The organism is Amycolatopsis sp. WAC 04182 (genome assembly GCF_003947465.1).
Classification (GTDB): domain Bacteria; phylum Actinomycetota; class Actinomycetes; order Mycobacteriales; family Pseudonocardiaceae; genus Amycolatopsis.
The window spans coordinates 18576-44814 of record NZ_QHJJ01000003.1 but is presented as its reverse complement, the minus strand read 5'-3'; the positions used below and the strand labels follow the sequence as shown (position 1 = coordinate 44814).

Annotated in this window: 24 protein-coding genes and 2 pseudogenes; 9 read left to right on the top strand and 17 right to left on the bottom strand. The window is 68.7% G+C overall.

Features of this window, described 5'->3' with window-relative positions:
• Positions 1–8: 8 nt before the first annotated feature.
• Positions 9–1826, top strand: a complete 1818-nt coding sequence (locus DMH01_RS14005; RefSeq protein ID WP_233621513.1) for a proprotein convertase P-domain-containing protein — start codon at positions 9–11, stop codon at positions 1824–1826.
• A gap of 98 nt (positions 1827–1924) precedes the next feature.
• Here DMH01_RS14005 and DMH01_RS43705 read toward each other — a convergent pair whose 3' ends face one another.
• Both DMH01_RS43705 and DMH01_RS14000 read right to left on the bottom strand, forming a co-directional pair.
• Complete coding sequence (locus tag DMH01_RS43705; protein ID WP_370323372.1) at positions 1925–2107, bottom strand: hypothetical protein; 183 nt, start codon at positions 2105–2107, stop codon at positions 1925–1927.
• Complete coding sequence (locus tag DMH01_RS14000) at positions 2104–2775, bottom strand: maleylpyruvate isomerase N-terminal domain-containing protein (protein ID WP_370323371.1); 672 nt, start codon at positions 2773–2775, stop codon at positions 2104–2106. Before DMH01_RS14000 ends, DMH01_RS43705 begins: the two co-directional genes overlap by 4 nt.
• Before the next feature lie 220 nt (positions 2776–2995).
• On the opposite strand from DMH01_RS14000, the gene DMH01_RS13995 reads away from it, so the two are divergent.
• Entirely contained in the window at positions 2996–4444 is a 1449-nt protein-coding gene (locus tag DMH01_RS13995) for a DHA2 family efflux MFS transporter permease subunit (RefSeq protein ID WP_125676857.1), read from the top strand.
• A gap of 117 nt (positions 4445–4561) precedes the next feature.
• Here DMH01_RS13995 and DMH01_RS13990 read toward each other — a convergent pair.
• From DMH01_RS13990 to DMH01_RS13980, 3 genes and pseudogenes are all read right to left on the bottom strand, one after another.
• Positions 4562–5575 (bottom strand): annotated as a pseudogene (locus tag DMH01_RS13990) (acyltransferase family protein); the annotation flags it as partial.
• A gap of 57 nt (positions 5576–5632) precedes the next feature.
• Positions 5633–7027, bottom strand: a complete 1395-nt coding sequence (locus DMH01_RS13985; protein ID WP_125676855.1) for an ATP-binding protein — start codon at positions 7025–7027, stop codon at positions 5633–5635.
• Positions 7020–7697 (bottom strand): response regulator transcription factor, encoded by a 678-nt coding sequence (locus DMH01_RS13980; protein WP_125676853.1) that lies wholly within the window; start codon positions 7695–7697, stop codon positions 7020–7022. Before DMH01_RS13980 ends, DMH01_RS13985 begins: the two co-directional genes overlap by 8 nt.
• Before the next feature lie 235 nt (positions 7698–7932).
• Between DMH01_RS13980 and DMH01_RS13975 the strand changes: the two genes are divergently transcribed.
• A complete protein-coding gene (locus tag DMH01_RS13975; RefSeq protein ID WP_125676851.1) occupies positions 7933–9654 on the top strand; it encodes a glycoside hydrolase family 6 protein in 1722 nt (573 codons plus the stop codon).
• A gap of 48 nt (positions 9655–9702) precedes the next feature.
• On the opposite strand, the gene DMH01_RS13970 is transcribed toward DMH01_RS13975, so the two are convergent.
• Both DMH01_RS13970 and DMH01_RS13965 read right to left on the bottom strand, forming a co-directional pair.
• Entirely contained in the window at positions 9703–11163 is a 1461-nt protein-coding gene (locus tag DMH01_RS13970; RefSeq protein ID WP_125676849.1) for an SDR family oxidoreductase, read from the bottom strand.
• Between the two features lie 12 nt (positions 11164–11175).
• Positions 11176–11667 carry a MarR family winged helix-turn-helix transcriptional regulator gene (locus DMH01_RS13965; RefSeq protein WP_125676847.1) on the bottom strand — a complete coding sequence of 164 codons (492 nt, stop codon included), beginning with the start codon at positions 11665–11667 and terminating at the stop codon, positions 11176–11178.
• A gap of 106 nt (positions 11668–11773) precedes the next feature.
• Here DMH01_RS13965 and DMH01_RS13960 point away from each other — a divergent pair, with 106 nt between their 5' ends.
• The 5 genes and pseudogenes from DMH01_RS13960 to DMH01_RS43285 form a co-directional block, all read left to right on the top strand.
• Positions 11774–13804 (top strand): efflux RND transporter permease subunit, encoded by a 2031-nt coding sequence (locus tag DMH01_RS13960; RefSeq protein WP_125676845.1) that lies wholly within the window; start codon positions 11774–11776, stop codon positions 13802–13804.
• A 338-nt stretch (positions 13805–14142) separates the two neighbouring features.
• The gene (locus tag DMH01_RS13950; protein WP_125676843.1) at positions 14143–15351 is read left to right on the top strand and encodes a cytochrome P450; all 1209 of its coding nucleotides are present in this window, start codon (positions 14143–14145) and stop codon (positions 15349–15351) included.
• Between the two features lie 5 nt (positions 15352–15356).
• Positions 15357–16031 carry a TetR/AcrR family transcriptional regulator gene (locus DMH01_RS13945; RefSeq protein ID WP_125676841.1) on the top strand — a complete coding sequence of 225 codons (675 nt, stop codon included), beginning with the start codon at positions 15357–15359 and terminating at the stop codon, positions 16029–16031.
• Positions 16028–16222, top strand: coding sequence for a ferredoxin (locus DMH01_RS13940; protein WP_125676839.1), 195 nt, complete (start codon positions 16028–16030; stop codon positions 16220–16222). Before DMH01_RS13945 ends, DMH01_RS13940 begins: the two co-directional genes overlap by 4 nt.
• A pseudogene (locus tag DMH01_RS43285) lies at positions 16219–16449 on the top strand (FAD-dependent oxidoreductase); the annotation flags it as partial. The gene DMH01_RS13940 and the pseudogene DMH01_RS43285, both read left to right, overlap by 4 nt.
• A gap of 19 nt (positions 16450–16468) precedes the next feature.
• Here the strand turns inward: DMH01_RS43285 and DMH01_RS13930 are convergent.
• Positions 16469–17656 (bottom strand): MFS transporter, encoded by a 1188-nt coding sequence (locus DMH01_RS13930; RefSeq protein ID WP_125676837.1) that lies wholly within the window; start codon positions 17654–17656, stop codon positions 16469–16471.
• Between the two features lie 66 nt (positions 17657–17722).
• Here DMH01_RS13930 and DMH01_RS13925 point away from each other — a divergent pair, with 66 nt between their 5' ends.
• Positions 17723–18703: a DUF5937 family protein gene (locus tag DMH01_RS13925; protein ID WP_233621512.1), complete on the top strand. Its 981-nt coding sequence runs from the start codon at positions 17723–17725 to the stop codon at positions 18701–18703.
• Between the two features lie 3 nt (positions 18704–18706).
• On the opposite strand, the gene DMH01_RS13920 is transcribed toward DMH01_RS13925, so the two are convergent.
• From DMH01_RS13920 to DMH01_RS13880, 9 genes are all read right to left on the bottom strand, one after another.
• Positions 18707–19009, bottom strand: a complete 303-nt coding sequence (locus DMH01_RS13920; RefSeq protein ID WP_125676835.1) for a DUF1905 domain-containing protein — start codon at positions 19007–19009, stop codon at positions 18707–18709.
• Positions 19010–19147: 138 nt separating this feature from the next.
• A complete protein-coding gene (locus DMH01_RS13915; protein ID WP_125676833.1) occupies positions 19148–19933 on the bottom strand; it encodes an ESX secretion-associated protein EspG in 786 nt (261 codons plus the stop codon).
• 34 nt (positions 19934–19967) lie between these two features.
• Positions 19968–21224: a hypothetical protein gene (locus DMH01_RS13910; RefSeq protein ID WP_125676831.1), complete on the bottom strand. Its 1257-nt coding sequence runs from the start codon at positions 21222–21224 to the stop codon at positions 19968–19970.
• A gap of 2 nt (positions 21225–21226) precedes the next feature.
• Complete coding sequence (locus tag DMH01_RS13905; protein ID WP_125676829.1) at positions 21227–21865, bottom strand: DUF3558 domain-containing protein; 639 nt, start codon at positions 21863–21865, stop codon at positions 21227–21229.
• Entirely contained in the window at positions 21865–22353 is a 489-nt protein-coding gene (locus tag DMH01_RS13900) for a hypothetical protein (protein WP_125676828.1), read from the bottom strand. Before DMH01_RS13900 ends, DMH01_RS13905 begins: the two co-directional genes overlap by 1 nt.
• A gap of 269 nt (positions 22354–22622) precedes the next feature.
• Positions 22623–23249, bottom strand: coding sequence for a TetR family transcriptional regulator (locus tag DMH01_RS13895; RefSeq protein ID WP_125676826.1), 627 nt, complete (start codon positions 23247–23249; stop codon positions 22623–22625).
• Positions 23250–23379: 130 nt separating this feature from the next.
• Positions 23380–24588 carry an NAD(P)/FAD-dependent oxidoreductase gene (locus DMH01_RS13890; RefSeq protein ID WP_125676824.1) on the bottom strand — a complete coding sequence of 403 codons (1209 nt, stop codon included), beginning with the start codon at positions 24586–24588 and terminating at the stop codon, positions 23380–23382.
• Positions 24589–24590: 2 nt separating this feature from the next.
• Positions 24591–24785, bottom strand: coding sequence for a ferredoxin (locus tag DMH01_RS13885; protein WP_125676822.1), 195 nt, complete (start codon positions 24783–24785; stop codon positions 24591–24593).
• Positions 24782–26182 (bottom strand): fatty acid desaturase, encoded by a 1401-nt coding sequence (locus tag DMH01_RS13880; RefSeq protein WP_125676820.1) that lies wholly within the window; start codon positions 26180–26182, stop codon positions 24782–24784. The genes DMH01_RS13885 and DMH01_RS13880 overlap by 4 nt, the downstream gene beginning before the upstream one ends.
• Positions 26183–26239 lie beyond the last annotated feature (57 nt).

Genomic DNA, 26239 nt, shown 5'->3' with positions numbered 1-26239 from the left:
GAGTACGCATGCGACGACACCGCAGAATGCTTTCCTGTCTCAGTGTCATGGCACTGGCCGCGGCGGGATTCACCCCGATGGCACAGGCCGCTTCACCACCGGCTTCCGTCCACCCCGACGCCGAGGTGAACGGCGTGGCCGCCGCGTTCGGCCTGACCGTGTCCGAGGCGAAATCCCAGCTTGCCGCGCAGGACGAGGCCCACCGGCTGGCCGCGTCGCTCCCCGCCGCGCTGCGCGCCCGGTCCGCCGGGCACTGGTTCGACGCCGCCACGGGCAAGCTGACCCTGGCCGTCACGAATGCGGCGGACGTCGAGGCGGCACGGACCGCCGGAGCCGAACCGCGGCTGGTTTCCCGGTCCGAAGCGGACCTCGACCGGATCGACGAGGCCGTCCGCGCGCTCGTCGGCGACGGCGTTCCCGGCGTGTTCGGCTGGGGTGTCGACGTCCGGAACAATGAGGTCGGCGTCTCGGTCGACAACTCCCGCAAAACCGCCGAGACCGAGAGTTTCCTTTCCCGGGCACGGCATCTCGGCGTGCGGATCACCGAAACCGGGTCTTCGCCGCGACAGCAGGCCGGCGCGATCCAGACCGGAAACCCGTGGTGGCCGGGCGGCGAGAGCAGCTGTTCGGTCGGTTTCGGTGCGACGGATTCCTCCGGCGCCAAGCATTTCCTCACCGCCGGGCACTGCACGAACGATCGCGACCAGGCCGCCTATGGCGCGCAAGGCCAGCAGAACCGGATCGGCACTTCGAACGTCGGCGGAACCCGCAGCGTCAACGCCCGCGAGGGCGACATGGGCGTGGTCGCGGTGACGCAGCCCGGCTGGGAGCTCTCCGCCGCGGTCAACACGTGGGGCGAGCCCGCCATCACCGTCACCGGCTCGGCCGAGGCCATGGTCGGCGACCGGGTCTGTCACTCCGGCAACACCTCGAAGTGGAAATGCGGGGAGGTCAAGTACACGCACAAGGCCGTCGACTACGGCGGCGGGCTGATCATCGAGGACCTGACCTGGACGACGGCCTGCTCGCTCGGCGGCGACTCGGGCGGCGGCTGGCTGCTCGGCACGAAGGCGGTCGGCCTGCACGACGGCGGTCCGTCGCAGTGCGTGGAGAACCCCACCGACGGGGACATGTCCCTCTTCCAGCCGGTGATCGAGGCACTGACCAAATGGAACCTCACCCTGGTGACCGGCGGCGGCGACACCACGGCGCCGACCGCGCCCGGAAACGCGCGGTCCACCGGCACGACGCCGGACAGTGTCTCGCTGGCCTGGGACGCGGCCACGGACAACGTCGGCGTCGCCGGCTACGACGTCTACAACGGTTCGACACTGGCGACGTCCGCGACGGGAACCAGTATCACCGTGACCGGCCTCAGCCCGGACACCTCGTACGGTTTCACTGTGAAGGCGCGTGACGCGGCGGGGAACGTGTCACCCGCGAGCGGTGTCGTGTCCGTCAAGACGCAACCCGGTACCGGTGGCCGGACGCTGAGCAACGGCACCGACTTCGCGATCCACGACTACCGGCAGGTGTTCAGCCCGGTGACCTCGACCCTCACCGGACCGGCCGCGGCGTCGCTCGGGATTTCCGTGACGATCCGGCACACCTGCGCCGAGGACCTCGGTGTGACGGTCCTGGACCCGAACGGCAAGGCTTATCCGCTCAAGTACAGCGGCGGTGCGGCGTGCACCGCGTGGAACGGTGCCCGGATGTTCTCGGTGCCCGGCGCGTCGTCGCCGGCGGGCGGGAAGTGGCAGCTCCGTGTCACCGACTACGGGCCCGGTGACACGGGAGTGCTCGACACCTGGTCGCTGACGCTCTAAGAACCGGTGTTCCTTGCCCGCTTAGGTACATGAAGGCCCCCTTCCTTGCGCCTAGGTACAGGAAGGGGGCCTTCCTGTACTGGGCAAGGTGTGGAGGCCTACGGCAACCGGACCACCCGCAGGAAGGCGGGTAACAGCCACGGCCGCGGGCCGCTGACGACGATCTTGCGCGTCAGCGCGGAACGCGCCTTGCCGACCCGGTGGAACAGCATCAGGTTCAGCGTCGGCGGATCGAACGAGATCCGCACGTCGACCGGTCGACCGGCTTGCTCGACCGTCACCCGTCCCCGATGCAGCACCAGCACGACCGGGACGTGTACGCGGACCGGAACGCCACGGCGATCCGTCGATCCCGCGGCGACTCGTCGGTGTCGAGAAGGTGCCCGACGTCGTTGCCCAGCACACCCACCAGGAACAGGTCGAAGAACAACGCCGCATCACCCGGCTGGATCGTCCACGGCAGCTTCAGCGCCTTGGCGATGTCCCAGCCGTGGACCTGAAGTTCGTTGACGAGGTGCGCGAGGACGCCGGCCAGCGGCACCTTCGAGCCCCCGAGCCAGTCCAGCGGGGTGCCGGGGTCCGCGTCCTCGGTCACCCGCAGCACTTCCTCGATGTCCGCGAGCAATCCGGCGACGAGCACCTCGATGTCACGTTCGGGAAAATCTCGCAACACCAAGGTGTTCAGCACGGAAACGGTGTCCACAGTGGTCTTCTCGACCTGTGACTGCCCGCGCGCGGCCAGGACCGGGGCACCGTCCGGCCGCACCAGCGACGTGTACATCTTCGCGATCATCGCGACGTGGGCGACCGTTTCGGCCACCGTCCACTCCGCCGTGACCATCGCGTCCGGATCCGGAACGCGGGCGACCAGGTCCGCGAACCGCGCGCCCGTCACCCGATAGGCTCGCCGCACCGAATGCCATCGATCTGCCGTGATCGCTGTGGTCACGTGCCGATTTTATCGTGCTGCCACCGAAAAACCGTTCCGCTCGCGTGCGGTCCCGCACTGCCCGAAGGCGCAGTGACCGTACTCACTACGGAAATTCACGTGACACACACCGACCGGCACAGGCAGACTGAACGAAAAGACTCACAGCCTCGCCTTCGCTGTCACCGTTGCCGAAGGCGGCCAACGCGGACCCGCGCCCTTCCAGGAGAGCCCTTCACTGATGACCGAGACCCTGCCCGAAACCGCCCACGACCAGCAAAGGGCACCGGCGAAAGCCGGCCTCCTGATCGGGGTCCTGGTCCTTTCCGCATTCGTGATGATCCTCAACGAGACCATCCTGAGCGTCGCGCTGCGTGACCTGACCGTCGACCTCCAGGTCCCGACGACCACCGTCCAGTGGTTGACCAGCGGCTTCCTGCTCACCATGGCGGTCGTCATCCCGACCACCGGGTTCCTGCTCGAGCGGTTCACCCCGCGCCAGGTGTTCCTCGCCTCGCTCACCCTGTTCAGCACCGGCACCCTGGTCAGCGCGCTGGCCCCGGGCTTCGCCCTGCTGCTGACCGGCCGCGTCATCCAGGCCTGCGGGACGGCGGTCATGCTGCCGCTTCTGATGACCACGGTGATGCGCCTGGTCCCGGTGGAGAAGCGCGGCGCCACGATGGGCACGATCACCATCGTCATCGCGGTCGCGCCCGCCATCGGCCCGACCATCGGCGGTGCCGTGCTCTCGTCGCTCGGCTGGCGCTGGATGTTCTGGATCGTGCTGCCGCTCTCGCTCGCCGCCCTCGTGGTCGGCATGATTCAGCTTCGGCTGGACGGCGACACCCGCAAGGTGCCGCTGGACGTGCTGTCGGTGGTCCTGTCCGCGCTCGGTTTCGGTGGCGTGCTGTACGGCCTGTCGGTGTCGGGCGAATCCGCCGGCGGGCATCAGCCGGTGCCGCCGTGGGCGCCGATCGCGGTCGGTGTCGTGGCTCTCGTGGTGTTCACCTGGCGCCAGTTGCGGCTCCAGAAGGAAGACCGCGCGCTGCTGGACCTGCGTCCCTTCACCCACCGCAGTTTCATCGTCTCGCTGGTGCTGACGGCCCTGCTGTTCATGTGCCTGCTCGGCGCCGCGGCGATCCTGCTCCCGCTGTACCTGCAGACCGTCCTGCACACCACCACGTTCGTCAGCGGGCTCGCGGTGCTTCCCGGCGGCCTGGTCCTCGGGCTGCTCGGCCGCCCGGTCGGCGCGCTGTACGACCGCTTCGGCCCACGGCCGCTGGTCATCCCCGGCGCGGCCGCGATGGCGATCTCCCTGTGGCTGTTCGCCCTGCTCGGCGCCGAATCACCCCTGATCGCGGTCATCGCCATCCACGTCCTGCTGATGGGCGGGCTCGGCCTCATGATGACGCCGCTGATGACCGAGTCCCTGGGTTCGCTGCCCGAGCACCTCTATTCACACGGCAGCGCGATCCTCGCCACCCTTCAGCAGCTCGCCGGCGCGCTCGGCACCGCCCTGTTCATCGCGGTGGCCACGGCGAGCACGACCACGGCCGGGGCGGCCAGCCCCGACGCGGGCGGTATCCGCACGACGTTCATGGTCGCCGGTTGTGTCGGCCTTGCCGCGTTCGTCGGATCGCTCTTCGTCAAGAAGAGCGCCGGCACCGGTGCGGTGGCCGCGCACCACTGACGTCGACCGAGCGCCCGCCGTCGCCTCCATCGGAGGGACGGCGGGCGCTCGTCGTCCGATCACCTTCCGGCCGTAGGCGATGGCGGGCTGTTCGACCCAGCGGCGCAGCGCGCAGGCGAACACCACCGCGACGCCGGTGGTCGCGGCGGCCTTGGCGAGGCCGCTGGGCAGCAGCCAGCCCGTGACTCCGGCCGCGCCGGTCTGGGCGAGGTAGAGCGCGTACGAACGGTCCCCGACGAAGGTCATCGGCCTGCTCGAGAGCAACGCCCGGACCGGGCCCGGTGACACGACGGCCACGAGCAGCAGTGCCGAGCCCGCCGCGTACACCGGCACGACGAACTGCCAGTGCCCACCGAGTGCCTTCGACAACGGGCCGACGGAGAACTGCAGCACGACGAACCCGCAGCCGATCACCGTCGCGACGGCCGGGCTGGTCAGCGGCCGGACGAGGGCGAACCCGCGCGGATGGTGGAGTGTCATCGCCAGCAGACAGCCGATGACCAGCGAGCAGTAGTGCACCGAAAGACTCGCCCAGGTGTGCGAGGGCGCCAGCGGCAACGCGAACAGCACGACCCCCAGCACGGCCGACGCGCCCAGCAGCAAACGCAGCGCCGTCTTCCCGCTCCGCGCGAACGTGGTCAGCACCAGCAGCGCGGGCCAGACGAGGTAGAACTTCTCCTCCACGCCCAGCGACCACGACGTCGGATAGGGCGTGTTGAAGTCGACGAGTTCGTTGCCGAAGACGAGGTAGTACGGCATGGCGTCGGCGAGCCTGCTGCTCTGGTACGTCCCGCCGAGCAGGACCGCGACCGTGGTCAGCGCCAGGAGCAGGAAGTACACCGGCATGATCCGGAAGACCCGGCGAAGGTAGAACCCGCGCAGCGAGATCCGGCTGTCACGGTCTTCCTCGCGCAGCGCCAGCGTCGTGATGAGGAAGCCCGACAGCACGAAGAACAGTTGCACGGCGATCCAGCCTTGGAGGCGGTCGACGACCGGGCCTCCGTAGTGGAAGAACACGACGGCCACAGCGGCGAGCGCGCGGACACCGGTGAGGCCGGGGAACCACGACGAGGCCAGATAGTCGGCGTGGCCGAGGGGCCGCCACCAGGAGCGGCGTGCAGGAGCGAACATGCCCCGAAGGTTCGTGCACGGACGCTGAACCGAAGCTTAAGGAAGCTGAAGGCGTCTTCAGCTTCGCGCTTCCGCCAACGGCAGGCGGACGACGAGCCGGGCTCCGCCGTCGTGGTCGGCGACTTCGACACTGCCGCCGTGCGCCCGGGCGATCTCGGCGACGATCGCCAGCCCCAGACCCGCGCCACCGTCGTCACGCGCGCGTCCGTCGTCGAGGCGCACGAAGCGATCGAACACCCGCTCACGGTCGGCGGCGGGAATGCCCGGCCCGTCGTCGGTGACCACGACCACGGCGACGTCGTCCACAGTGGACACGCGAACCTCGACGCCGGTGCGGGTATGGCGTTGCGCGTTGTCCACCAGATTGCGCAGCAACCGCTCCAGCCTGCCGCGGTCGCCGAGGACCATCGGATCCCCGTCGATCTCGGCCCGGACACCCTGCCGCCCGGAGAGACAGGATTCGACCACTTCGGACAGTCGCACCGGTGCGGTTCGTTCCGGCCCCGCGTTGTCCAGCTTGCCGAGCAGCACGAGGTCACCGACGAGGTCCTGCAGCCGGGTGACATCGAGGAGCGCGTTGCGGCAGGCGTCGCGCCAGTCCAGCCGGTCCGGATGCGCGAGCAGCACTTCCAGCTGGGTCCGCAGGGAGGCCAACGGAGTACGCAGTTCGTGCGACGCGTCCGAAGTGAAGCGGCTCTGCCGGGTGACCGCCGTGTCCAGGCGGGCGAGCATCGTGTTCATCGTATCGGCGAGCTTCGCGATCTCGTCGGCGCTGTCCGGGGCCGGGACCCGGCGGGAGAGGTCGTGCGCGCCGATCTCCGCGACCTCCGAGCGGATCGCCTCCACGGGCCGCAGCGAACGGCGTACCGCGAGCCACGCGACCGCCCCGATCATCAGCGCGATCACCGGTACACCCGCCAGCAACGTCACGCGCACCGCGTCGAGCGCCGCCTGCCCGGACTCGTCGACCACGGCGGCGCCGTAGATGCGGTACTTGCTGTCGCCGCTCGCCTCCGCCGCGACGTGCACGCGTGTCTCGGTGGTCTCGACATCCCGTCCGAGCACTCCCCGGCAGCCGACCGACCCCGCCATCGACTCGTCGACCGCACCCGCTTCGAGAACCGACACGGAATCACCACGCTGATAGTCGTCCTCCTGGACCAGCAGACCGTGCCGCAGACCCGGGCACCCGATGACGCGCTTGCCGTACTGGTCCACCACCTCGTAGGCCGAGTCCCGGACGAGCAGGAGCAGATCGGCCGGCGCGGCGCCGGTGTTCAGCAACTGCACGATCGCCGCGGCGCGCGCCCTCGCCACCTGCGCCGCCCCTGCCTCCAGCCGGTTCTGGGCATCGACCACGAGCCAGGCCGAAACGACGCCCAGCGCGACGAGCGACGTGACGAACGAGGTCAGCGCGACCCGGAAGCGGGTCGACCGCGAGAACCTAGGCACCGGAGGCCACCACGTGATAGCCGGCGCCGCGCACCGTGCGGATCGTCTCCGCCCCGAACGGCAGGTCGATCTTGCGCCGCAGCGCGCTCACGTGGACCTCGACGAGGTTCGCGGTCGCCGACGCGGCGAAATCCCAGAGGTTCTCCAGCAACTCGGCCTTGGTGACCACCTCGCCCTGCCGCTTCATCAGATACGCCAGGAGAGCGAACTCCTTGGTGGTCAACGGGATCTCGGCCGTGCCGCGTCGGCAGACGCGGCTCGCCTGGTCGAGTTCGAGGTCGCCGAGCCGGAGCGTGCCCGGCCGGGTCGCTCCCCCGCGCCGGATCAGCGCCCGGAGCCGGGAGAGCAGGACACCGTAGGAGAACGGCTTCGGAAGGAAGTCGTCGGCGCCGGTGTCCAGCGCCTCGATCTCGTCGTCCTCGCCGTCTTTCGCGGTCAGCATGAGGATCGGGGTGGTGTCGCCCCGTTCGCGCAGCCTCCGGCAAACGCGGTAGCCGTTGAGCCCCGGCAGCATGATGTCGAGGATCATCGCGGAATACGGATGTTCGGCGGCGTACCAAAGCGCGTCGCGGCCGTTGAGCGCCACGTCCACGGCGTAGCCCTCGGCGCTCAATCCCGCGCGCAGCGATTCGGCCAGCCGTCGCTCGTCCTCCACGAGCAAGATCCTCATCCGCTCACGATCCCACACGGCCCGGCCCTCTCCGGTCACCGCCCGCCCGCTGTCCGGGTGAAGGGTTCGCCGCCGTCAGGACGAGCCTTCCACCGGGCGGCTCAGTCCTTTGGTCGTATTCCGGGAGCGATCCCACATTTCGGATCGCCCGGCCTTGTCACGGCCCGGCCACCCCTTTACGGTCCTCGATGGGAGCGCTCCCATAAATCGGATTCCGGTCGCAAGGAGGCGACGCATGAGATTCCGCAGAAAGGGTGTTTCGGCACCATTGGCCGTCGGCGCGGTACTCGCGATGGTGGCGGTGCCGGTGGTGCTGGGCTCGAGCGCCGAAGCGGCGCCGGGCTGCAAGGTCGACTACACGATCACCAACCAATGGGACACCGGTTTCGGGGCCACCGCGACCGTCACCAACCTCGGCGACCCGATCAGCGGCGGCTGGACGCTGAGCTGGGACTTCCCCGGAAACCAGCAGGTGCAGCAGGGCTGGAACGGCAATTTCGGCCAACAGGGCACCCGGGTGACCGTCCGGGACGCGGGGTGGAACGGCTCGCTCGGCACCGGCGCCACCGTCTCCCCCGGCTTCAACGGCAGCTACTCCGGCACCAACGGCAAACCCGCCGTCTTCACCTTGAACGGCACCACCTGCACCGGTTCCACCGCCCCCACCACCACGACCACGACCACGACGACCCCCGGTCCTGGCGGACCGAAGGCGGACAACCCCTATGCCGGCGCCGGGGTGTACGTGAACCCGGATTGGTCGGCGAAGGCCGCCGCCGAACCGGGCGGCGCCCGGATCGCGAACCAGCCGACCGGCGTCTGGCTCGACCGGATCGCCGCCATCGAGGGCACGAGCACGAGCCGCGGACTGCGCGCGCATCTCGACGGAGCGCTTCAGCAGGCCGCCGGCAAACCGCTGGTCGTCCAGCTGGTGATCTACAACCTGCCCGGCCGTGACTGCGCCGCGCTCGCGTCGAACGGCGAACTCAAGGCGGACGAACTCCCGCGTTACAAGGCCGAGTACATCGATCCGATCGCCACGATCCTCGGCGATCCGAAGTACGCGGCGTTGCGGGTGGTGACCGTGATCGAGATCGACTCACTGCCGAACCTCGTCACGAACGTGACACCCCGGCCGACGGCCACCCCGCAATGCGACGTCATGAAGGCCAACGGGAACTACGTCGCCGGTGTCGGTTACGCGCTCGCGAAGTTCGGCGCGATCCCCAACGTCTACAACTACATCGACGCCGGGCACCACGGCTGGCTCGGCTGGGACGACAACCTCGGCCCGTCCGCCGCGCTCTTCGCACAGGCCGCGAAGAGTTCCGGCAGCACCTTGGCCAATGTGCACGGTTTCATCGCGAACACCGCGAACTACGGGGCGCTCAAGGAGCCGTACTTCACCGTGAACGACAGTGTCGGCGGCACTTCGGTGCGGACGTCGAAGTGGGTGGACTGGAACCGCTACGTCGACGAACTGTCCTACGCGCAGGCATTCCGGCAGGAGGCGATCCGGGCGGGCTTCCCGGCGGACGTCGGCATGCTCATCGACACTTCCCGCAACGGCTGGGGCGGCACCGCGCGGCCGTCCGGCCCCGGGCCGTCCACCACGGTCGACGCCTACGTGAACGGGAGCCGGACGGATCGCCGCATCCATCTCGGGAACTGGTGCAACCAGGCGGGCGCGGGACTCGGCGAACGCCCCAAGGCCGCGCCGGAGGCCGGGATCGACGCCTACGTCTGGATCAAGCCGCCGGGTGAATCCGACGGTTCCAGCAAAGAGATCCCGAACACCGAGGGCAAGGGTTTCGACCGGATGTGCGATCCGACGTACACCGGCAACCCGCGGAACCAGAACAACATGTCCGGCGCGCTGGCCGACGCGCCGCTCTCCGGGCACTGGTTCTCCGCCCAGTTCCAGGAATTGCTGAAGAACGCTTACCCGGCTCTGTAGGCAGTGGGTCTCGTGAGTGGTGGGGACGGTTCTAGCCGTCCCTGCCACTCACGAGGCTTCTCCTTGCGCCGCACCGGTGATGTTGCGGACCATGCCGCCGAACACGACACCGTGGAACGGCGCGATCCCCTTCCAGTACGCGTGCCCGGCCAGCCCGTGCGGCTCGAACACCGCTCGCTGCCGGTACACGGTCCGACCGTCCTCATCGGACTCGACGCCGAGTTCGAGCCAGGCGCGCCCCGGCAGTTTCATCTCCGCCCGCAACCGCAGCAGGCGCGGCCGGTCGAGGTATTCGACGCGCCACCAGTCCAGCGCCTCGCCGAGGTGCAGCCGTCGCGGATCCCGCCGTCCGCGCCGCAACCCGACGCCGCCGACGAGCCGGTCGGCCCAGCCGCGGACCGACCAGGCCAGCGGGAACGAGTACCACCCGTGTTCCCCGCCGATCGACTCGATGACGTCCCACAGCGCTTCCGGCGAGGCGTCCGTCCGCTGCGCCCGTTGGTCTTCGTAGACCGTCCCGCCCGCCCAATCCGGATCGCTCGGCAGCGGATCGGAAGGCGCCGCGGCGCTCGACGCGTCGGACCAGCGGGTCGGCACGTCGGCGTTGCGGATCCGGGTCAGCGCCAGTTCGACGGCGTGCTCGTAATGCGTCAGGCCGGCATCGGGGTCGGGGATGTGCTCGGCGATCGAGTGGTCGTGACAGACCACCTCGTGCACCAGAGATTCGATCAGCGGTACGGCGATCGACTTCGGCACGGGCGTGACCAGGTTGACCCATTGCGCGGACAGCCATGGCGTGAGCACCGGAACGGGTACGACGGCTCGTCTCGGCAGACCGGCGACGACGGCGTACCGGCGCATCATGTCCAAATAGGTCAGTACGTCCGGCCCGCCGATGTCGAAGGCACCGTTCACTTCGGCCGGTAGCTCGGCCGCGTGCACGAGATAGTGCAGCACGTCCCGGATCGCGATCGGCTGGATGCGGTTGCGTACCCAGCGCGGGGTCACCATCGCCGGGAGCCGCTCGGTCAGGTAGCGCAGCATCTCGAAACTCGCCGAACCCGAGCCGATGATCACCGCGGCTTGAAGGACGACGGCGGGTACCCCGGAATCCAGCAGAACCCGGCCCACTTCGGCGCGCGACGCCAGGTGCGGCGACAGTTCCTCGTCGTCCGGCACGATGCCGCCCAGGTACACCAGCCGCCGGGCTCCCGCCGTCTTCGCCGCCTCGGCGACCGTCCGCGCGCCCTCCCGGTCGACGTCGACGAAGTCCTTGCGCGCCAGGGAATGCACGAGGTAGTAGACGACCTCGCAGTCGGTCAGTGCCGTCTCGATGGAGGCCGGATCGGTGACGTCGCCGCGTTCGACCTCGACGCGGTCACGCCACGGCTCCTCGGCGACCTTCTCCGGAGAGCGCGCCACCACTCGTACCTCGTGGCCCGCGTCGAGCAGTTGCGGTACCAGCCGTCCGCCGACATAACCGGTCGCTCCGAGCACCACACATCGCATGCCCCCGAGTGTTCACGGTGCCAGGCGACCGCGCACCTCGACGGTCGCGGCGATACTGCTCCGGAGGAACCGGGCGACCGCCCGCCGCTCGTCCTCCCCCATGTCGCGCCACGCTTCGGCGTAGCGCTGCCCGAGAGGCTGGAAGAACTCGGCGCCGATCCGCCGCGCCTGGTCGTGCATCCGCAACTCGACCTTGCGCCGGTCGGTGGAGCTCCGGTCCCGGTAGAGATGCCCGGCCCGCTCCAGCCGGTCCAGCACCGCCGTCGTCGCCGACGCGCTCAGATGCAGGGCGCTCGCGAGCCTGCTAGGGCTCATCGGGTCCCCCATGCGGGCGGCGTCCATGATCACCGCGAGCGCGTTGAGGTCGGTCCGGTGCAGACCGTGTGACTCACCGAACATCTCCGCGAACCGGTCCGACTCGACGGTCAGCTGTCGCAGCAGGAGAACGAGCAAGTCGTCCGTGACGGCCTCCGTGTCGTCAGCGTCCTCAGTGCCCGTGGTCATGTCCGGAACCTCCCCTCGCGTTGCCCCGTCCGGGTGACCACCCTACTATTTCGATGGTCGAACTATTCACTCGTCGAAGTAGCACTGCCACGGGAGCCATCCGTCCATGATCTCCGAAGTCGAACGTCCCGCCCGCACGCGGTCGCCTCTGCGCTGGCTGCTCCCCGCCCTCGTCGCGGTCGCGTGGCTGATCTTCGGCGGGTTCAGCGGCCCGTACGCGGGGAAGCTGAGCCAGGTCACGGAGAACGACAGCAACAGTTTTCTCCCGGCATCGGCCGAAGCGACCGAGGTCGGCGAACTCCAGAAGCAGTTCGCCGGGGCCTCCGTGATCCCGGCGATCGTCGTCGCCGAGCGCCCCTCCGGCCTGACCGAGAACGACAAGCGGTTCCTCGCCGACCGCACGTCGAACGCCAAGCTCTTACCGGCGCCGGGCAGCGACGCGGGCGCGCAGGTCGTCGTGCTCCTGGACGCCAAGAGTGACCCCGGAGAGGGCGTCGAGGCACTGCGAGAGGCGCTCGCCCGCGACACCCCCGACGGGTTGAAGGTGCTCGTGACCGGCCCCGCCGCCCAGGTCGCCGATCTCAAGGAGGCGTTCGGCGGGATCGACGGGCTGCTGCTCCTCGTCGCGGGCGCGGTCGTCGCACTCATCCTGATCATCGTCTACCGAAGCCCGCTGCTCCCCCTGCTGGTCCTGCTGTCCGCGGTGTTCGCACTGGGAACGGCGAGCCTCGCGGTGTACCTGCTCGCGGATCACGACGTGCTGGCGCTCAACGGGCAGAGCCAGGGCATCCTGTTCATCCTCGTCTTCGGCGCCGCCACCGACTACGCGCTCCTGATGATCTCGCGCTATCGCGAAGAACTCAGGGCGACCGACGACGCGCGCTCCGCGCTCCGCACGGCCTGGCGCTCGACCATCGAGCCGATCGCCGCCTCGGCGGGGACCGTGGTCCTCGGCGTGCTCTGTCTCCTGTTCAGCGATCTCAACTCCAACAAGGGACTCGGCCCGGTCGCCGCCATCGGCATCGGCGCCGCCTTCCTCACGACCATCACGTTCCTTCCCGCGGTGCTGGCCTTGTGCGGGCGCAACGCCTTCTGGCCCTTCCGCCCGGCTGTGGCCCCTCCGAAGGAAGAGACCGGTGGGATCTGGGCACGCGTGTCGGGCTGGGTGGCCCGCGCCCCGCGCACGATCTGGATCGTCACCACGGTCGTCCTGCTCGCGGGCGGGGCGTTCCTCCCCCAACTCAAGGCCTCCGGCACCGCGCAGTCCGACGTCTTCCTCACGCCGGTCGATTCCGTCGCGGGGCAGGAAGTCCTCTCGCGCTACTTCCCCGGCGGCTCGGGCTCGCCCACGGTGATCATCACCCCCGCCGGCCAGGCTCCGGCGGTCACCGCGTTGGCCCGCGTCCCCGGCGTTTCGGATGTCCGTCAAAGCGGCGAAGCGGGCGGGCTCGCGAAGATCGACGCGGTCCTCGCGGATCCCCCGGACTCCGACGCTGCGGTCGCGACGGTCCAACGGATCCGGGACGCCGTGCACACCGTCGACGGCACCAAGGTCGGCGGTCCGACCGCGACCCTGCTCGACACGAGGGAGACCTCCGAGCACGACCGGTTGCTGATCATCCCGATCGTCCTGGTCGTGATCTTCCTCGTGCTCGCCCTCCTGCTGCGGTCGCTGCTCGCGCCGCTACTGCTGATCGGCACGGTGGTGCTGTCCTTCGCCGCGACGATGGGTGTCTCCGCGCTGGTGTTCAACCACGTCTTCGACTTCCCCGGCGCCGACCCGGTCGTCCCGCTGTTCGGCTTCGTCTTCCTTGTGGCGCTGGGAATCGACTACAACATCTTCCTGATGACCAGGGTCCGCGAAGAGGCGGGCAGAAGCGGCACGCGGGACGGGACACTGCGCGGTCTCCGCGTCACGGGCGGCGTGATCACGTCCGCGGGAGTCGTGCTCGCCGCGACCTTCGCCGCACTGGCCGTCCTGCCGATCCTCTTCTTGGCCCAGCTGGCGTTCATCGTCGCGTTCGGCGTCCTGCTCGATACGCTTCTGGTGCGTTCGCTGCTGGTACCGGCTCTCGCGGTGGACGTCGGACGGAAGATCTGGTGGCCGTCGAAGCTGGCGAAGACCGGCCGGGAATGAACGCCGCGATCGCCGGCGCGACGAGCGTGGTCGCCGAACCGAGTCCCATGATCAGCCGGAATCCGCCTTGGGCCCAAGGTCCGCCCGCTCGCCCAGCCCGCCGTCCAGAACAGCAGACGCCTGTCGGCGTTGTCCGCCCGCAACGCGGCCGCGGGTAAGCCGAGCGCGCCACCGACGCCGAGTTACGCACTCATCGTCGCCGTCGCCGAAGCGAGCCTTTCTGATGGGAATTCGTCGCGCATGATGCTGAACATTCAACTTAAGTCAGTTGATTGACTTATGCCAGCAAGCCGGGCACTGTGTGCCTCACCGAACCCCGCCACGCTGAAGGAGCTTCGATGACGGAGCGTCTGCCGACTTTCCCGTTCCCGACCGAGGCCGCGCTCGCGCCGCCCGTCGAATGGGCCGAGTTCCGCGCGAAGTGCCCGGTCGCGAAGGTCACGCTCGCCAGCGGCGACGAGGCGACGCTGCTCACCCGGTACGCGGACGTCAAACGCGTCCTTTCCGACCCGCGGTTCACCAGGCCGACCCCCGCCGACGACGCGGCGCGGGTCGCGGACACCGAATCGGGCGGGGTCTTCAACAGCGAGATGGCGGGCGTGATCCCGCAACACGGCGAAGCGCACCTGAAATGGCGCCGGATGCTCGGGAAGTGGTTCACCGCCAAGCGGATGACCGCCCTGCGGCCGCGGATGGAGGCGATGGCCGTCCAGCTGATCGACGAGATGGTCGCGAAGGGCCAGCCCGCGGATCTCAAGGCCGGCTTGGCCTTCCCGCTGCCGGTCTGGGTCATTTGCGACATGCTCGGCGTCCCCGACACCGACCGGGAACGGTTCGCCCACTGGTCCGACGTCATGCTCAGCATGACCCGCTACACCCAGGCCGAATTCGACGTCGCGCAGGCGGAATTCGGCCGGTACATGGGCGGGCACATCGCGGCCAAGCGGGCGGATCCGGGTGAAGACATCCTCAGCGCGCTCATCACCGCCACCGACGCCGACGGCGAGCGCTGGTCCGACGCGCTGCTCGTCGCGACCGGGATCGGCCTGCTCATCGCCGGCCACGAGACCACCGCGAACATGATCGCGAAGATGGTGGCGATGCTGCTGGAGGACCGGAGCCGCTGGGAAGCGCTGCTCGTGGACCGATCGCTGATCCGCACCGCCGTCGAGGAATCCCTGCGCATGGACGCCAACGCGGGTATCGGCATGTCGCGTTACCTCACCGAGGACTTCGAGGTCGGCGGGACGATCCTGCCGCCGGGCACCACGGCGATGTGCAGCATGGCTTCGGCGAACCGCGACGAGACCGCGTTCGAGGCCGCCGCCGACATGACGCTCGACCGGAGCCCGAACCCGCATCTCGCGTTCGGCGCCGGCGCGCACGCGTGCCTCGGGCAACCGCTCGCCCGTACCGAACTGCAGGTCGTCCTCGGTGTCCTGCTGGAGAAACTGCCCACGCTGGAACTCGCCGTCGCGGCGGAGGATCTGCGCAAGGTCGAAGGGCTCGCCGTCGGCGGCCTGCGGGAACTGCCCGTGCGATGGTGATGCCCATGACGAGTGAGATCACCGGTGCCCGCGCCGAACGGGCGCACGCGACGCGGGAACTGATCCTGACCGCGGCGGAACGGCTGTTCGCCGAACACGGCGTGTTCGCGGTGTCCAACCGCCAGGTCAGCGAGGCGGCGGGGCAGGGCAACAACACCGCGGTCGGCTACCACTTCGGTACCAAGGCCGACCTGGTGCGCGCGATCGCCCGGCGGCATTCGGGGCAGATCGAGGAGATCCGCCGCCGGCTGCTCGCCGATATCGGCGACAGCACGGATCTGCGGGCTTGGATCGGCTGCCTGGTCACCCCGGTGGCCGAGCATCTGGCCACCCTCGGGAGCCCGACCTGGTTCGCGCGGTTCGGCGCGCAGGTGATGACCGACCCCGCGCTCCGCCCGATCATGGTCGAGGAATCCCTGACCTCGCCGTCGCTGGTGCGGATCGTCGAAGGACTCCACCGCTGCCTGCCCGAACTGCCAGCCGACGTCCGCGCCGAACGCGGCGACATGGCCCGCCAGCTGCTGGTCCACATGGTCGCCGAACGCGAACGCGCCCTCGCCGAGGGCACCCCCACTCCCCGGTCCACCTGGCACGACGCCGCGACCGGGCTCATCGACGCACTCGCCGGGATCTGGCTCGCACCGGTCACCCCCGGCCCTGACGAAGGAAAAGGACCATGAAGATCACCGTCGACCAGGACAAGTGCTGCGGCGCCGGAACCTGCGTGCTGCTCGCCCCCGACGTGTTCGACCAGCGGGAGGAGGACGGTATCGTGCTCCTGCTCCAGGAATCTCCGGGCACGGACTCCCACCACATCGTCCGCGAGGCCGCCGACGTCTGCCCCGGCGCCGCCATCACGGTGAGCGAGTGACCCTGCTCGTGGTCGGTGCCTCCGCCGCCGGCCTCGGCACGGTGGAAGCCCTGCGCCGCAAGGGTTACCCGGACCGGATCACGGTGCTGGGCGCGGAGCCGCATCTCCCCTACGACCGGCCGCCACTGTCCAAACAGGTCCTTTCGGGACTTTGGGAGCCCGCCCGGACCCACCTGCGCCCGGCCGAACGTCTGTCCGCTTTGGACGCCGAGTTCGTCCTCGGAAACGCGGAACAGCTGGCCGAACTCACCGAGGAGCAGCGTCCCGCATCGCCGGGATCAGCACCGGAAGGGCGGCCAAGAGCGCGAGGCCTCGCACGACTCCCGCGACCGGATAGGGAACGCGAAGCCCGAACCTGTGCGCGAGCAGTCCACCCGTCAGCGCGCCGAGCGGCATCAGCCCCCAGCCGAGCAGCCGGTACATGCTGTTGACCCGGCCGAGCAGCGAGGCGGGTACCTCTCGCTGCCGGACGCTGACCGTGACGACGTTCCAGATCGTCGTCACGAAACCGCTCACCGCGAGGAGCCCGCCGAGCACGGCGACGTTCGGGCTGAACCCCATACCGACGAACACGACCGCGTTCAGGGCGAGCGAGACGAGGAGCGCACGGAGGTCGCCGAGCCGGGCGACCAGCCGCGCGATCACCAGTCCGCCCGCGACCCCGCCGGCCGCCGCACCGGCGAGCAGCAGGCCGAACACTCCCGCGCCGAGATGCAGCACGTCGGTCACGAACAGTACGAGAGTCGCGTTCCCGAACTGACCGCAGAACGTGTTGACGCCCAGCAACAGAGCAAGAGTGCGAAGCAGGCGGTGTTTCCTCAGCCAGCGAAGTCCGTCGAGGACCTTCGCTCGTTCAGAGGGCACGTGTCGTCGGCGTGGCAGCCCGGCCAGAAGCAGGGCAGCAGCGACGAACGACACGGCGTCGACGGCGAACGGGAGCGTCCACGCGAGTGCGAAGAACAGGCTCCCCAGAGGCGGGCCCACGAACTGCCTGCCGACGACCAACGCCACCTGCTGACTGCCATTCGCTTGGTCCAGCAGGGTTTTCGGGACGAGGTCCGGGAGCGCCGTCTGCGCCGCGTTGTCGTAGAAGACGTCGCACGACCCCAGCGCGAACGCGAGTACGACGAGCACCGGCACGGTGACTCCGCCGGCAGCGACGAGCACGGCGAGCACGCCGACGATCAGGGCTTGGAGCGTCTGCGTTCGCCACATGAGGGTGATCCGGTCGACCCTGTCGACCACGGATCCCGCGACGAGCGACAGCAGCAGCCACGGCAGGTACGTCGCGGCGGAGACCAAGGCCATGTCCCTCGCGTCGTGGCTCACCGTCACGGTCAGCAAGGGCAGCGTCGCGGTGAAGACGCCGTTTCCGAGACTGTCGATCCCGGTGGCCCACCACAGTCGTCGGTAGGCGCGAGGCAGGCTGGGCATGATCGGATCGTGGCGTCGCCCGGTGATCCCGGGACACCATTTAGCTCGGGCCTACATACTCGGACGATGCCGATGACCCTCGAACTCGGTGTCGCCGAACTGGCCGCGACCCGGTTCGCGATCTCGCCACTGTCCGAAACCGTGGCCTGTCTGCTTCAGCTCGCCGGACTCGACCGGAATCCGGTCAACCTGCCCTGGCTGCGGTGGGCGCGGGAGGAACTCGATCGCGAGCCACTCGATCTTTCCCGGACTTGGCCGCTGCTCGTCAACGGCAGGCTCAGCTGGCCGGAGTTCCTCGTCCCCGCTCCCCGGGACTCAGGAGACTCCCTCGACAACGACCTGGACGCGCTACGGCGGACCCCGGAAGCTCGGGTGCGGGCAAGCCTCGGCCGGATTTTCGACACAAGGCTTCCCGTCGTGGCAGCGGCTCTCGCCGACGACCCCGCGTCCGGTCTGCGAGAGATCGCCGACGAGCTACGGGAAGCGCACGACCGCCTGGTCGCACCGCACTGGCCGCGGTTGCGGGCGGTGCTGGACGCCGATGTCGGGTTCCGCGCCCGGCAACTGACCGCCGGCGGTGCTGAGCGGTTGTTCGCCGATCTGCATCCGGACCTGCGCTGGCGCGCCGACCGGGTGACGCTGGCCGGCGAGCGCTGGCGGAATCGGCACGGTGTCGTCACGCGAGGACCTGGCGGGCTCGTGTTGATGCCTGTCGTCCTGGGCTCGCCCCACGTCCTGATCAAGAAGAACACTTCGACCCAGACCACGATCCGCTATCCCGCGCGAGGAACCGGCGCCCTGTGGGCCGCCGGAACCCGTTCAGCCGGGTCCAGCACCGTACGGCTACTGGGACGGATGCGGGCCGACCTCCTCACAGCGCTGTCGTCCCCCGCCACCACGACCGATCTGGCCCGTGCTTTGGGCGTGACCCCGAGCGCCGTTTCCCAGCACCTCAAGGTCCTTCGGGACAGCGGGCTGGTCGCACGCGAACGCTCCGGCCGCAGCGTCCTCTACCTGACGACACCGCTCGGTGAACGCCTGCTTTGACGGTCAGAGGTCGATCAGCTCAACCGTCACCTCCGCTACATCTCCCTCTTCGATCCCTTCGGCCTTGCGGACCGCTTTCTTGACCGGCAGCACGTACGCGCCTCGTTTGGCGTCCGGGAAGATCGACGTCTTCCATCTGCTGCCACCGATACCGACCTGGACCCGGACCGCGCCGAACCCTCTGCGCGGACCGTCGGTGATTTCGCGGATCTCCTCGGAGATGTCCTGGGGCAGGCTGACGAACGTCCAGGTCTCCCCGCGGCGGGCGTCCCAGACCCAGAGCTCGGCATCGAACACGACGATCATCGGTGGAGCCTCGCATACGGGTCCGACAGTTTTCGCGTCGTCCGCCGCTGACCACTTCGGTGTCCCCACTGTGGCTTCGGCGGTGCGCCGAACGTCGCCAAGGGGACCCGCCCTCTTCTGACGTACAAGCGTTCGGTGTCAGAGGGCGCGGTTGGTGTTTTCCAGGACTCGCACCAACCCATCGCCACCGGCCGCGTGAATGTACTCGGTGCCGTCCTCGTCGGTGTTGGTGTAGGTGATCACCCGCCCGTGCTCGGTCAAGTCCACGACGGTGATCGGCACACTCCGGGAGCGTCCGCGCGCGGTGGAGAATGCTGTATACAGCTGGTGGGTCGCGTCGCGTGGGGCGTGCATGAGCTCGGTGATCAGGTCCCGGTCCGGATCGCCTTGTTCCGGGTCGGAGTGCGCGAGCGGGCTACGGCTCGCCGCAACCGCCACCGGCCGCGCGGGGGCCGTGCGCGGTATGGACAGGTCCCGGATTTCCGCCGAGTCGACAGGGGGCAGCACCTCCACCAGATCCACCGCCAGGTACCGGTGGTCCGGTAGTGGTTGCAGGATCACCGCGTCGTCATCGACCAGCACCCGCACCGCGTCGCGATCTCGGGAACCGGTGAAGAACCCGCCCCCGTCGCGGTTGCTCCCCGCCGGGTAGGCGGTCCACCCGTAGAACTCACGATCCGCTCCGCCCACCACCTTGAGAGTGTCGAGCAGGAGCGGGTTCACCCGCTGCCCACGCGCCAATCGATGCTCGGACAGCAGTTCCCAAGTGCCCGCTTCGATCCGCGCCGTAGCCCCATCGGGCATGTAGTACCCGGTGTTGGTGCCGAAGATCGGGTGCGGGTCCCCCAACTCGCTCGCGTGCCACCCCCACACCGTGAGTAACGCGAGTTTCGGCAACACCAGCGGCGCGTCAATGAGAGCCATAGCGCGTTTTTCCTTGCATATCAAGGGAAATTGGTCATGTTCCGATAGTCGGCGGAACAACCGTGAACCCGCTCTCGGGATCGATGTCGGCGATCTCCAACGGGGCCTCGTCCAGCCCGTACTTACGGGCGTGTTCGATGTCTTCGCTCTTGTCGCCGCGCGCGCCGGGAGCCATCGCGCCACCGGGCGCGCCCGGGGCGCCGGTACCGGTCGACCGCGCGCCCACCCGGCCGGACTCACTACCGCCCGCGCCGCCGAGGACCCCCGCGCCGCTGCCACGACCAGCACCCACGCCGCCCGCGCGCCCACCAGCCCCGCCGACGGTAGAGCCGGGCGTGCCGGGCGGAAAACCGCTACCGACCCCTGGCCCGGTCTCGCTCCGACCGCTCGACGGGGAAGGGATGTTCGGGGCCGACAGGCCATCGCGCGCGGCCGGGCTGTAGCCAGAGGTCGCGGTGTGATCTCCTCCCACACCGGCCCCGGCGTGAGAACCACTCCCGGGGGTGCCGGGTGTGTGACCGGGGGCGGGGGACGGAGTGAACCCCGAACTACCCGCATAGCCGCCACCGTCACCGTCACTGCGCCCCTCCACACTCGGAGAGGGTGAGGGGTGCCCTGGTGGCGGGGTCACACCCTTCTTGAGAGGAGGCGCTAGCATGATATCCGCGCCGTCATAAAAACCCAGCTGCCCGTAGTCGCCTTGCAAACCGCTTTGCGCCTGCTTGAGCTGGCTTTCATAGCTCTTGTAGGTCGCGAGGTTGAATTCCGCCTTTTTATTGTAGTCGTTGATCGCTTTTTCAGTGTCGGTGTCCCACGGCGAAATCACATCCCCGAAACTCTTGTCCGGGCGCGGGGGCATCGGTTTGAGGGTGGCTCTGGTGTACTCATACCCAGACGCCGCCGTCAACACCGACTGTTGATTACGTGCCATGGACCTGTCAGCCGAATCAGCCACCGCATAGAGCTTATGGACACGCTCGCGGGCGGCATTCGCGCCCGCACCGGACCAGGAAGAGTCCAGGCCGCCGATGATCTCCCGGAGGACACCCGCGTGGTCGCCCTGCCCTGCCGAGGCCAACCCCGCCTGCGTGGCGGCCTCGTGCCACGGACTGGAGGTACCCGCGTGCACCTGCTTCACGAATGTGGGCACCGGCACCGGCTGCGTCCCCAGGTCCCCGCCGAACAAATCGCGGGTCCAGTTCACCGCCCTCTTCAAGGAATCCCCGACAGCCTTACCCAGCTCGGAGAACAAGCCCCCGACACCATGCACGAGACCGGAAAGAAAGCTCACACCTAGACACCCGCCTTCGCACGAAGACTCGTCATAACGAGATCCGCCACCGTGTTAGCCGACTCGCACGGATCCTTCTTGCCTTCCGAGTTGAGGCTGAGGAATATCGACACTTCAATGGTGGTGCTATCGGTCGCCCCGATACTGATCTGACAAAACTCGGTAGGCGAACCACCAGAGGGGGAGACATACGCAACAGCCGGAAAACCTCGCAGGGAAGCAATCGGCTTCCAGATTTCAGCCCTGGGCTTGACATTCTCGTAGATGGCACTCAAGCCGCCCGGCAACTTGGTGGCATACCGCATGGTCACCTGGCCGGTAGTGCTTTTATTGAGCCATTGACAACCCGGACCGACCGTGTCCGCGTCCACACGTTTGGTTTCCGAAGGCTTTCCTACGGCCTTGAGGATCTGGTCGGCGTTGAGGGTGTCCGCGCACGGGTCACCGGAGAAAATCGACTCCGGGAGCGGCATGGGCACCTTCGGCGCACCCGCGTACGGCAATTCCTGCCCTGAACTTGCCGTCGGCGTCGTCGGCGGGGCCGGAGTCGACGTTCCGGGGGCAGCGCCGCTACCCGAGCAGGCCGCGACGGTCAATGCCGTCGCCGCACCGAGTGCGATGGTGATGACCTGCCGACGCATTAAATCGCTCCTTCTTGAACGCCGCCCTTAAGGGCTTCGCCGGATTCTCGGTCATTTTCGGCTGTCCGGCCCAACGCCTTCTCAAGTCGCTTGACCAATTCCTTGAGATAGAGCATCTCAAGGCGAACATGCCCCGCCCCATAGGCGAACGCTCCCGGCTGATCACCGTTCCACGTGGCCGCCTTGGTGAATCCCATGCTCACCGGATCCTCGGCAGCCGACCGCATTCGCTCCAGCGACTGGGTGATCGTCTGATCGTTTCGCAAGTGTTCCAAAATCTCTTTGGCTTTTTGGACCATCCTTTCGGCGTGGTCGCGATCAAGCCGGAACCCGGGACCATCGGCGGCTTGTTGCACTCGGTCGTTGACGGCGATTTCGGCGACCGCGGCCCGGTGGACGTTTTCCGTCACCCGGTCTTCCGCCACTCGATCGGCCGTGATGTAGAACCCCAGGTCACCCAGCCATGACGATCTCTCTGCTTCGGTCACGCGTCCACCCCTCGAACCCCTCGCCCTGGTGCGTTGCGGTGCTGATCGGTGCAGCCTGTTCAGTCGCGCCGATCAGAGTAGCGGATCGTTCACCGTGCGTGTGCTGTCACAAGAGTGGTCGCCTGACTACTGACGGGTATCTCCGCCAGTGGTAACGCGATGTGACGCCGACCGAGAGAGGTTTCGCACGGGGGTACATTCCGCTCACCGCGACGGGCGAACGACGGGGATTTCCGGCTACCGATGGTCCGGGCTTCCGGCGGCAGCGCCTAACTCTGCGAAGGATGCCGCAGTGACCGAGCCGTCGTCGCGCCGAGCACGCGAGAAGCCATCCACGCGAGCGCGTCGGCCGTGCGCCCCGGGGTGTCCGACGGCTGCATGATGTGGCTCAGCACCGTCCGGACCACGACGTCGATGGCGACGTCGAGTTGCTCGGCGTCCAGCGGTGGACCGTAGGCGCGGACGCGACCGCGCAGCATGATCGTCGCTTCGCTCAGCAGGCTTCCGGCCCGCGACGTCAACAGCGGCAGCAACTCGGTGTCGGCGCCGTGCGTGGCCGAGACGATGGCGCGCAGCAGGAGGTTGTCGTCGGCGAGTTCGAGGACACCGCGGACGGCGTCGTGGATAGCCTCGACGAGGTCGTCGGGGTGCCGTTCGAACGCTTCACGGACCACGGAGAGGAACCGGGCGAGTTCGTGCGAGATCATCGCTTCGGCGAGCTGACTCTTCGAACCGAGCTCGTTGTAGACGGTCTGACGGCTGACGCCGACGATCTCCGCGAGTTTGCTCATCGTCACCGAGGACCAGCCGGAGCGCACGGTCAACTCGATCGCCGACGCGACGATCGGTCGACGGTACGGACCCCCCGTGACCGGTGCCTCACTCATGATCGTCATTCTAGGCTGTGCCTTTCCAGGCGCGCTTTCGGATTTCCGCAGCCGGGCCGCGGCATTCGCTGGTCGCTCACCCGGCCAGGCCGGCGGCCACCTCCACAAATCCGAGGCCTCCGGCCGAAAAGAGGCACTTCTAGGCCGCCGTGGCCGCCGCGAACGCCAGCGCCTCTGGCCACGGCGCCCGCCCCGCGATCTGACGTCGGTACTTCATGATCTCGCGCGGCCGGTCGATCGTCAGCGCCCCGACGACCCGGTCCCCTCGCCGGTACAGCGCGGTGAAGCCACCGGTCTCCGGGACGGCGGCCACCACCTCGTCCGCCCGCGGGGTGCCGACGAACTGGATCCGGTGGTCGTACCAGTCCGACCAGAAGTACGGCACCGGCGCCAGCGCGCGGGCAGACTCCGGGGCGAGCGCGTGACGAGCGGCCGCGGCACCCTGCTCCGCGGCGTTCGTCCAGTGCTCCAGCCGCATTAGCTCGCCGTCGAACAACGGGTTCGAGGCGTGCGCGACGTCGCCGGCGGCGTACACGCCGGGGACTCCGGTCGACAGCGTCGCATCGCACACCACGCCGCCGTCGCGTTCGTGCAGCGGGATCCCGCTCCCGGCCAGCCAGCCGGTGGCCGGGACGACGCCGATGCCGGCGACCACCAGATCCGCGGGCAGCACCTCACCGGTCGACAGCCGGACGCCGGTCACCGCACCGCCGTCGGATTCCAGGCCGGTGACCGTCGTGGACAACCGCAGATCCGTGCCCGCCTCGCGGTGCAGTGAAGCGCACACCGCGCCCGCCTCGGCCCCGACCGATCGGACGAGCGGGACGTCGAGCGCCTCGACGATCGTCGACGACAACCCGCGTTTCCGGGCCGCGGCGGCGACCTCCGAGCCGATAAACCCCGCCCCGATCACGACCGTGCGCGCACCGTCATCGAGTGCGGCGCGGACCGCGAGCGCGTCGTCGGCCGTCCGCAGCGTGTGGACCCCGGCGACCCCGTCGCTTTCGGGGAGCCGCCGCGCGGTGGCTCCGGTCGCGATCACCAGTGCGTCGTAGGGAACCGGCGTCCCCGCGACCGACACCTCGCGAGCGGTGGTGTCGAGCCCGTCCGCCGGCGCGCCGAGCATCAGCTCGACGCCGAACTCGTCACGCAGCACGGACTCGGTGTGGAAGGGGTCGACTCGCCCGGGACCGTCCGCGGCCAGGAAGGATTTCGACAGCGGGAGCCGGTCGTAGGGTGGGTGGTCCTCCGCGCCGATCAGCACGATCCGCCCCCGGTACCCGTCCCGGCGCGCGGCCTCGACCGCGCGCAGTCCGGCCAGTGACGCTCCCACGACGACCAGCGCCATCGTCAGTCCCGCAGCTTCAGGGCGAGGACCGGGCAGGCGTCGATGGCGGCCGACAGGTCCTGGCGGTATTCCTCACCGGGCCGCTCGTCGAGCACGACGACCGTCCCGTCGTCGCCCACCTCGAAGAAGTCGGGCGCCATCGCCTCGCACATGCCCAGCCCGTCGCATTTCGCGCGGTCCGCTTCGATCTTCATCATGCTCCGACCCTTCCCGGTGCCACGAAATCGACCTTCTCCCGCACCCCGCAGTCCGGGCAGCACCACGAATCCGGGATCGCCGACCACGGCGTTCCGGCGGGGAAACCCTCACGCGGGTCGCCGAGTTTCTCGTCGTAGACGTAGCCGCAGCCAGGGCACATGCCGCCCTCGGTCGCGTCGCCGTGCGTGTCGGCGGCGACCCGGGACGGCGCGGTGACGCGCGTTCCGTAGCGCGCAAGGATCTTGGCTCGTTTCGACGGCTGGATGTTGGCGCGGGAGATGTCGCCGTCGAAATGCGCGAGGACACGCGGATCCATCACTCGCCGCCACACCGGCGGGACCAGCGCCAGCACGATCATCCCGGCGTAGCCCGTCGGAAGAACCGGCGACTCCGCGAAGTCACGCAGCGTCTGGTAGCGGCGGGTCGGGTTGGCGTGGTGGTCGCTGTGCCTTTGCAGGTGGTAGAGCAGCACGTTGGTGGCGATGTTGTTGGAGTTCCAGCTGTGGCTGGGATCCACCCGTTCGTAGCGGCGCCGGTTCGGCGGGCCGACCTTCTGCCGCCGCATGCCGTAGTGCTCCATGTAGTTCACGACCTCCAGCAGCGAGAAGCCGATCACGGCCTGGATCACCAGATACGGCAGGATTCCCGGCCCCAGCCACACGGTCATCGCCGCCCACAGCACCGCCGACATCAGCCAGGCGTTGAGCACGTCGTTGCCGATGCGGAACGGATGCCGGTCGCGCCGGGCGTACCGCTTGCGCTCCAGGCCCCACGCGGATTTCAGCGAGCCGAACACCGTGCGCGGCCAGAACCGGTAGAAACTCTCCCCCACCCGGCTGCTGGCCGGATCCTCCGGGGTCGCCACGCGGACGTGGTGGCCCCGGTTGTGCTCGATGTAGAAGTGGCCGTAGAAGCTCTGCGCCAGCGCGATCTTAGACAGCCAGCGCTCGTGGCTCTCCTTCTTGTGCCCGAGTTCGTGCGCGGTGTTGATGCCGATACCGCCGATGCAGCCGATCGAGATCGCCAGCCCGATCTTGTCCGCGACGGACAGGTCGCCGCGGGCGATCAGCCAGAACGCGACCACGAAACCCGCGTACTGGATGGGCAGGAAGGCGAAGGTGATCCACCGGTAGTAGCGATCCCGCTCCAGCCGTTCGATCACGTCGTCGGGCGGATTGCTGCGGTCCAGCCCGGCCAGCAGGTCGATCAGCGGCACGATCACCAGGATCACGATCGGCCCGATCCAGAACCACACCCCCCATCCGGTGGCCGCGTGCAGCCCGATGGCCAGGAACGCGAGCGAGGGGACCACCAGGCCGATCAGCCACAGATACCGCTTGCGGTCCGTCCACCGTTCGGTCGAGCCCGCCGGGATCGTGCCCGTCATCTCGCTCATCGCACCCTCCTCCGTTGGCTGAGTTTACAAAACTGTAGGTGATGTACACCAGGTTTG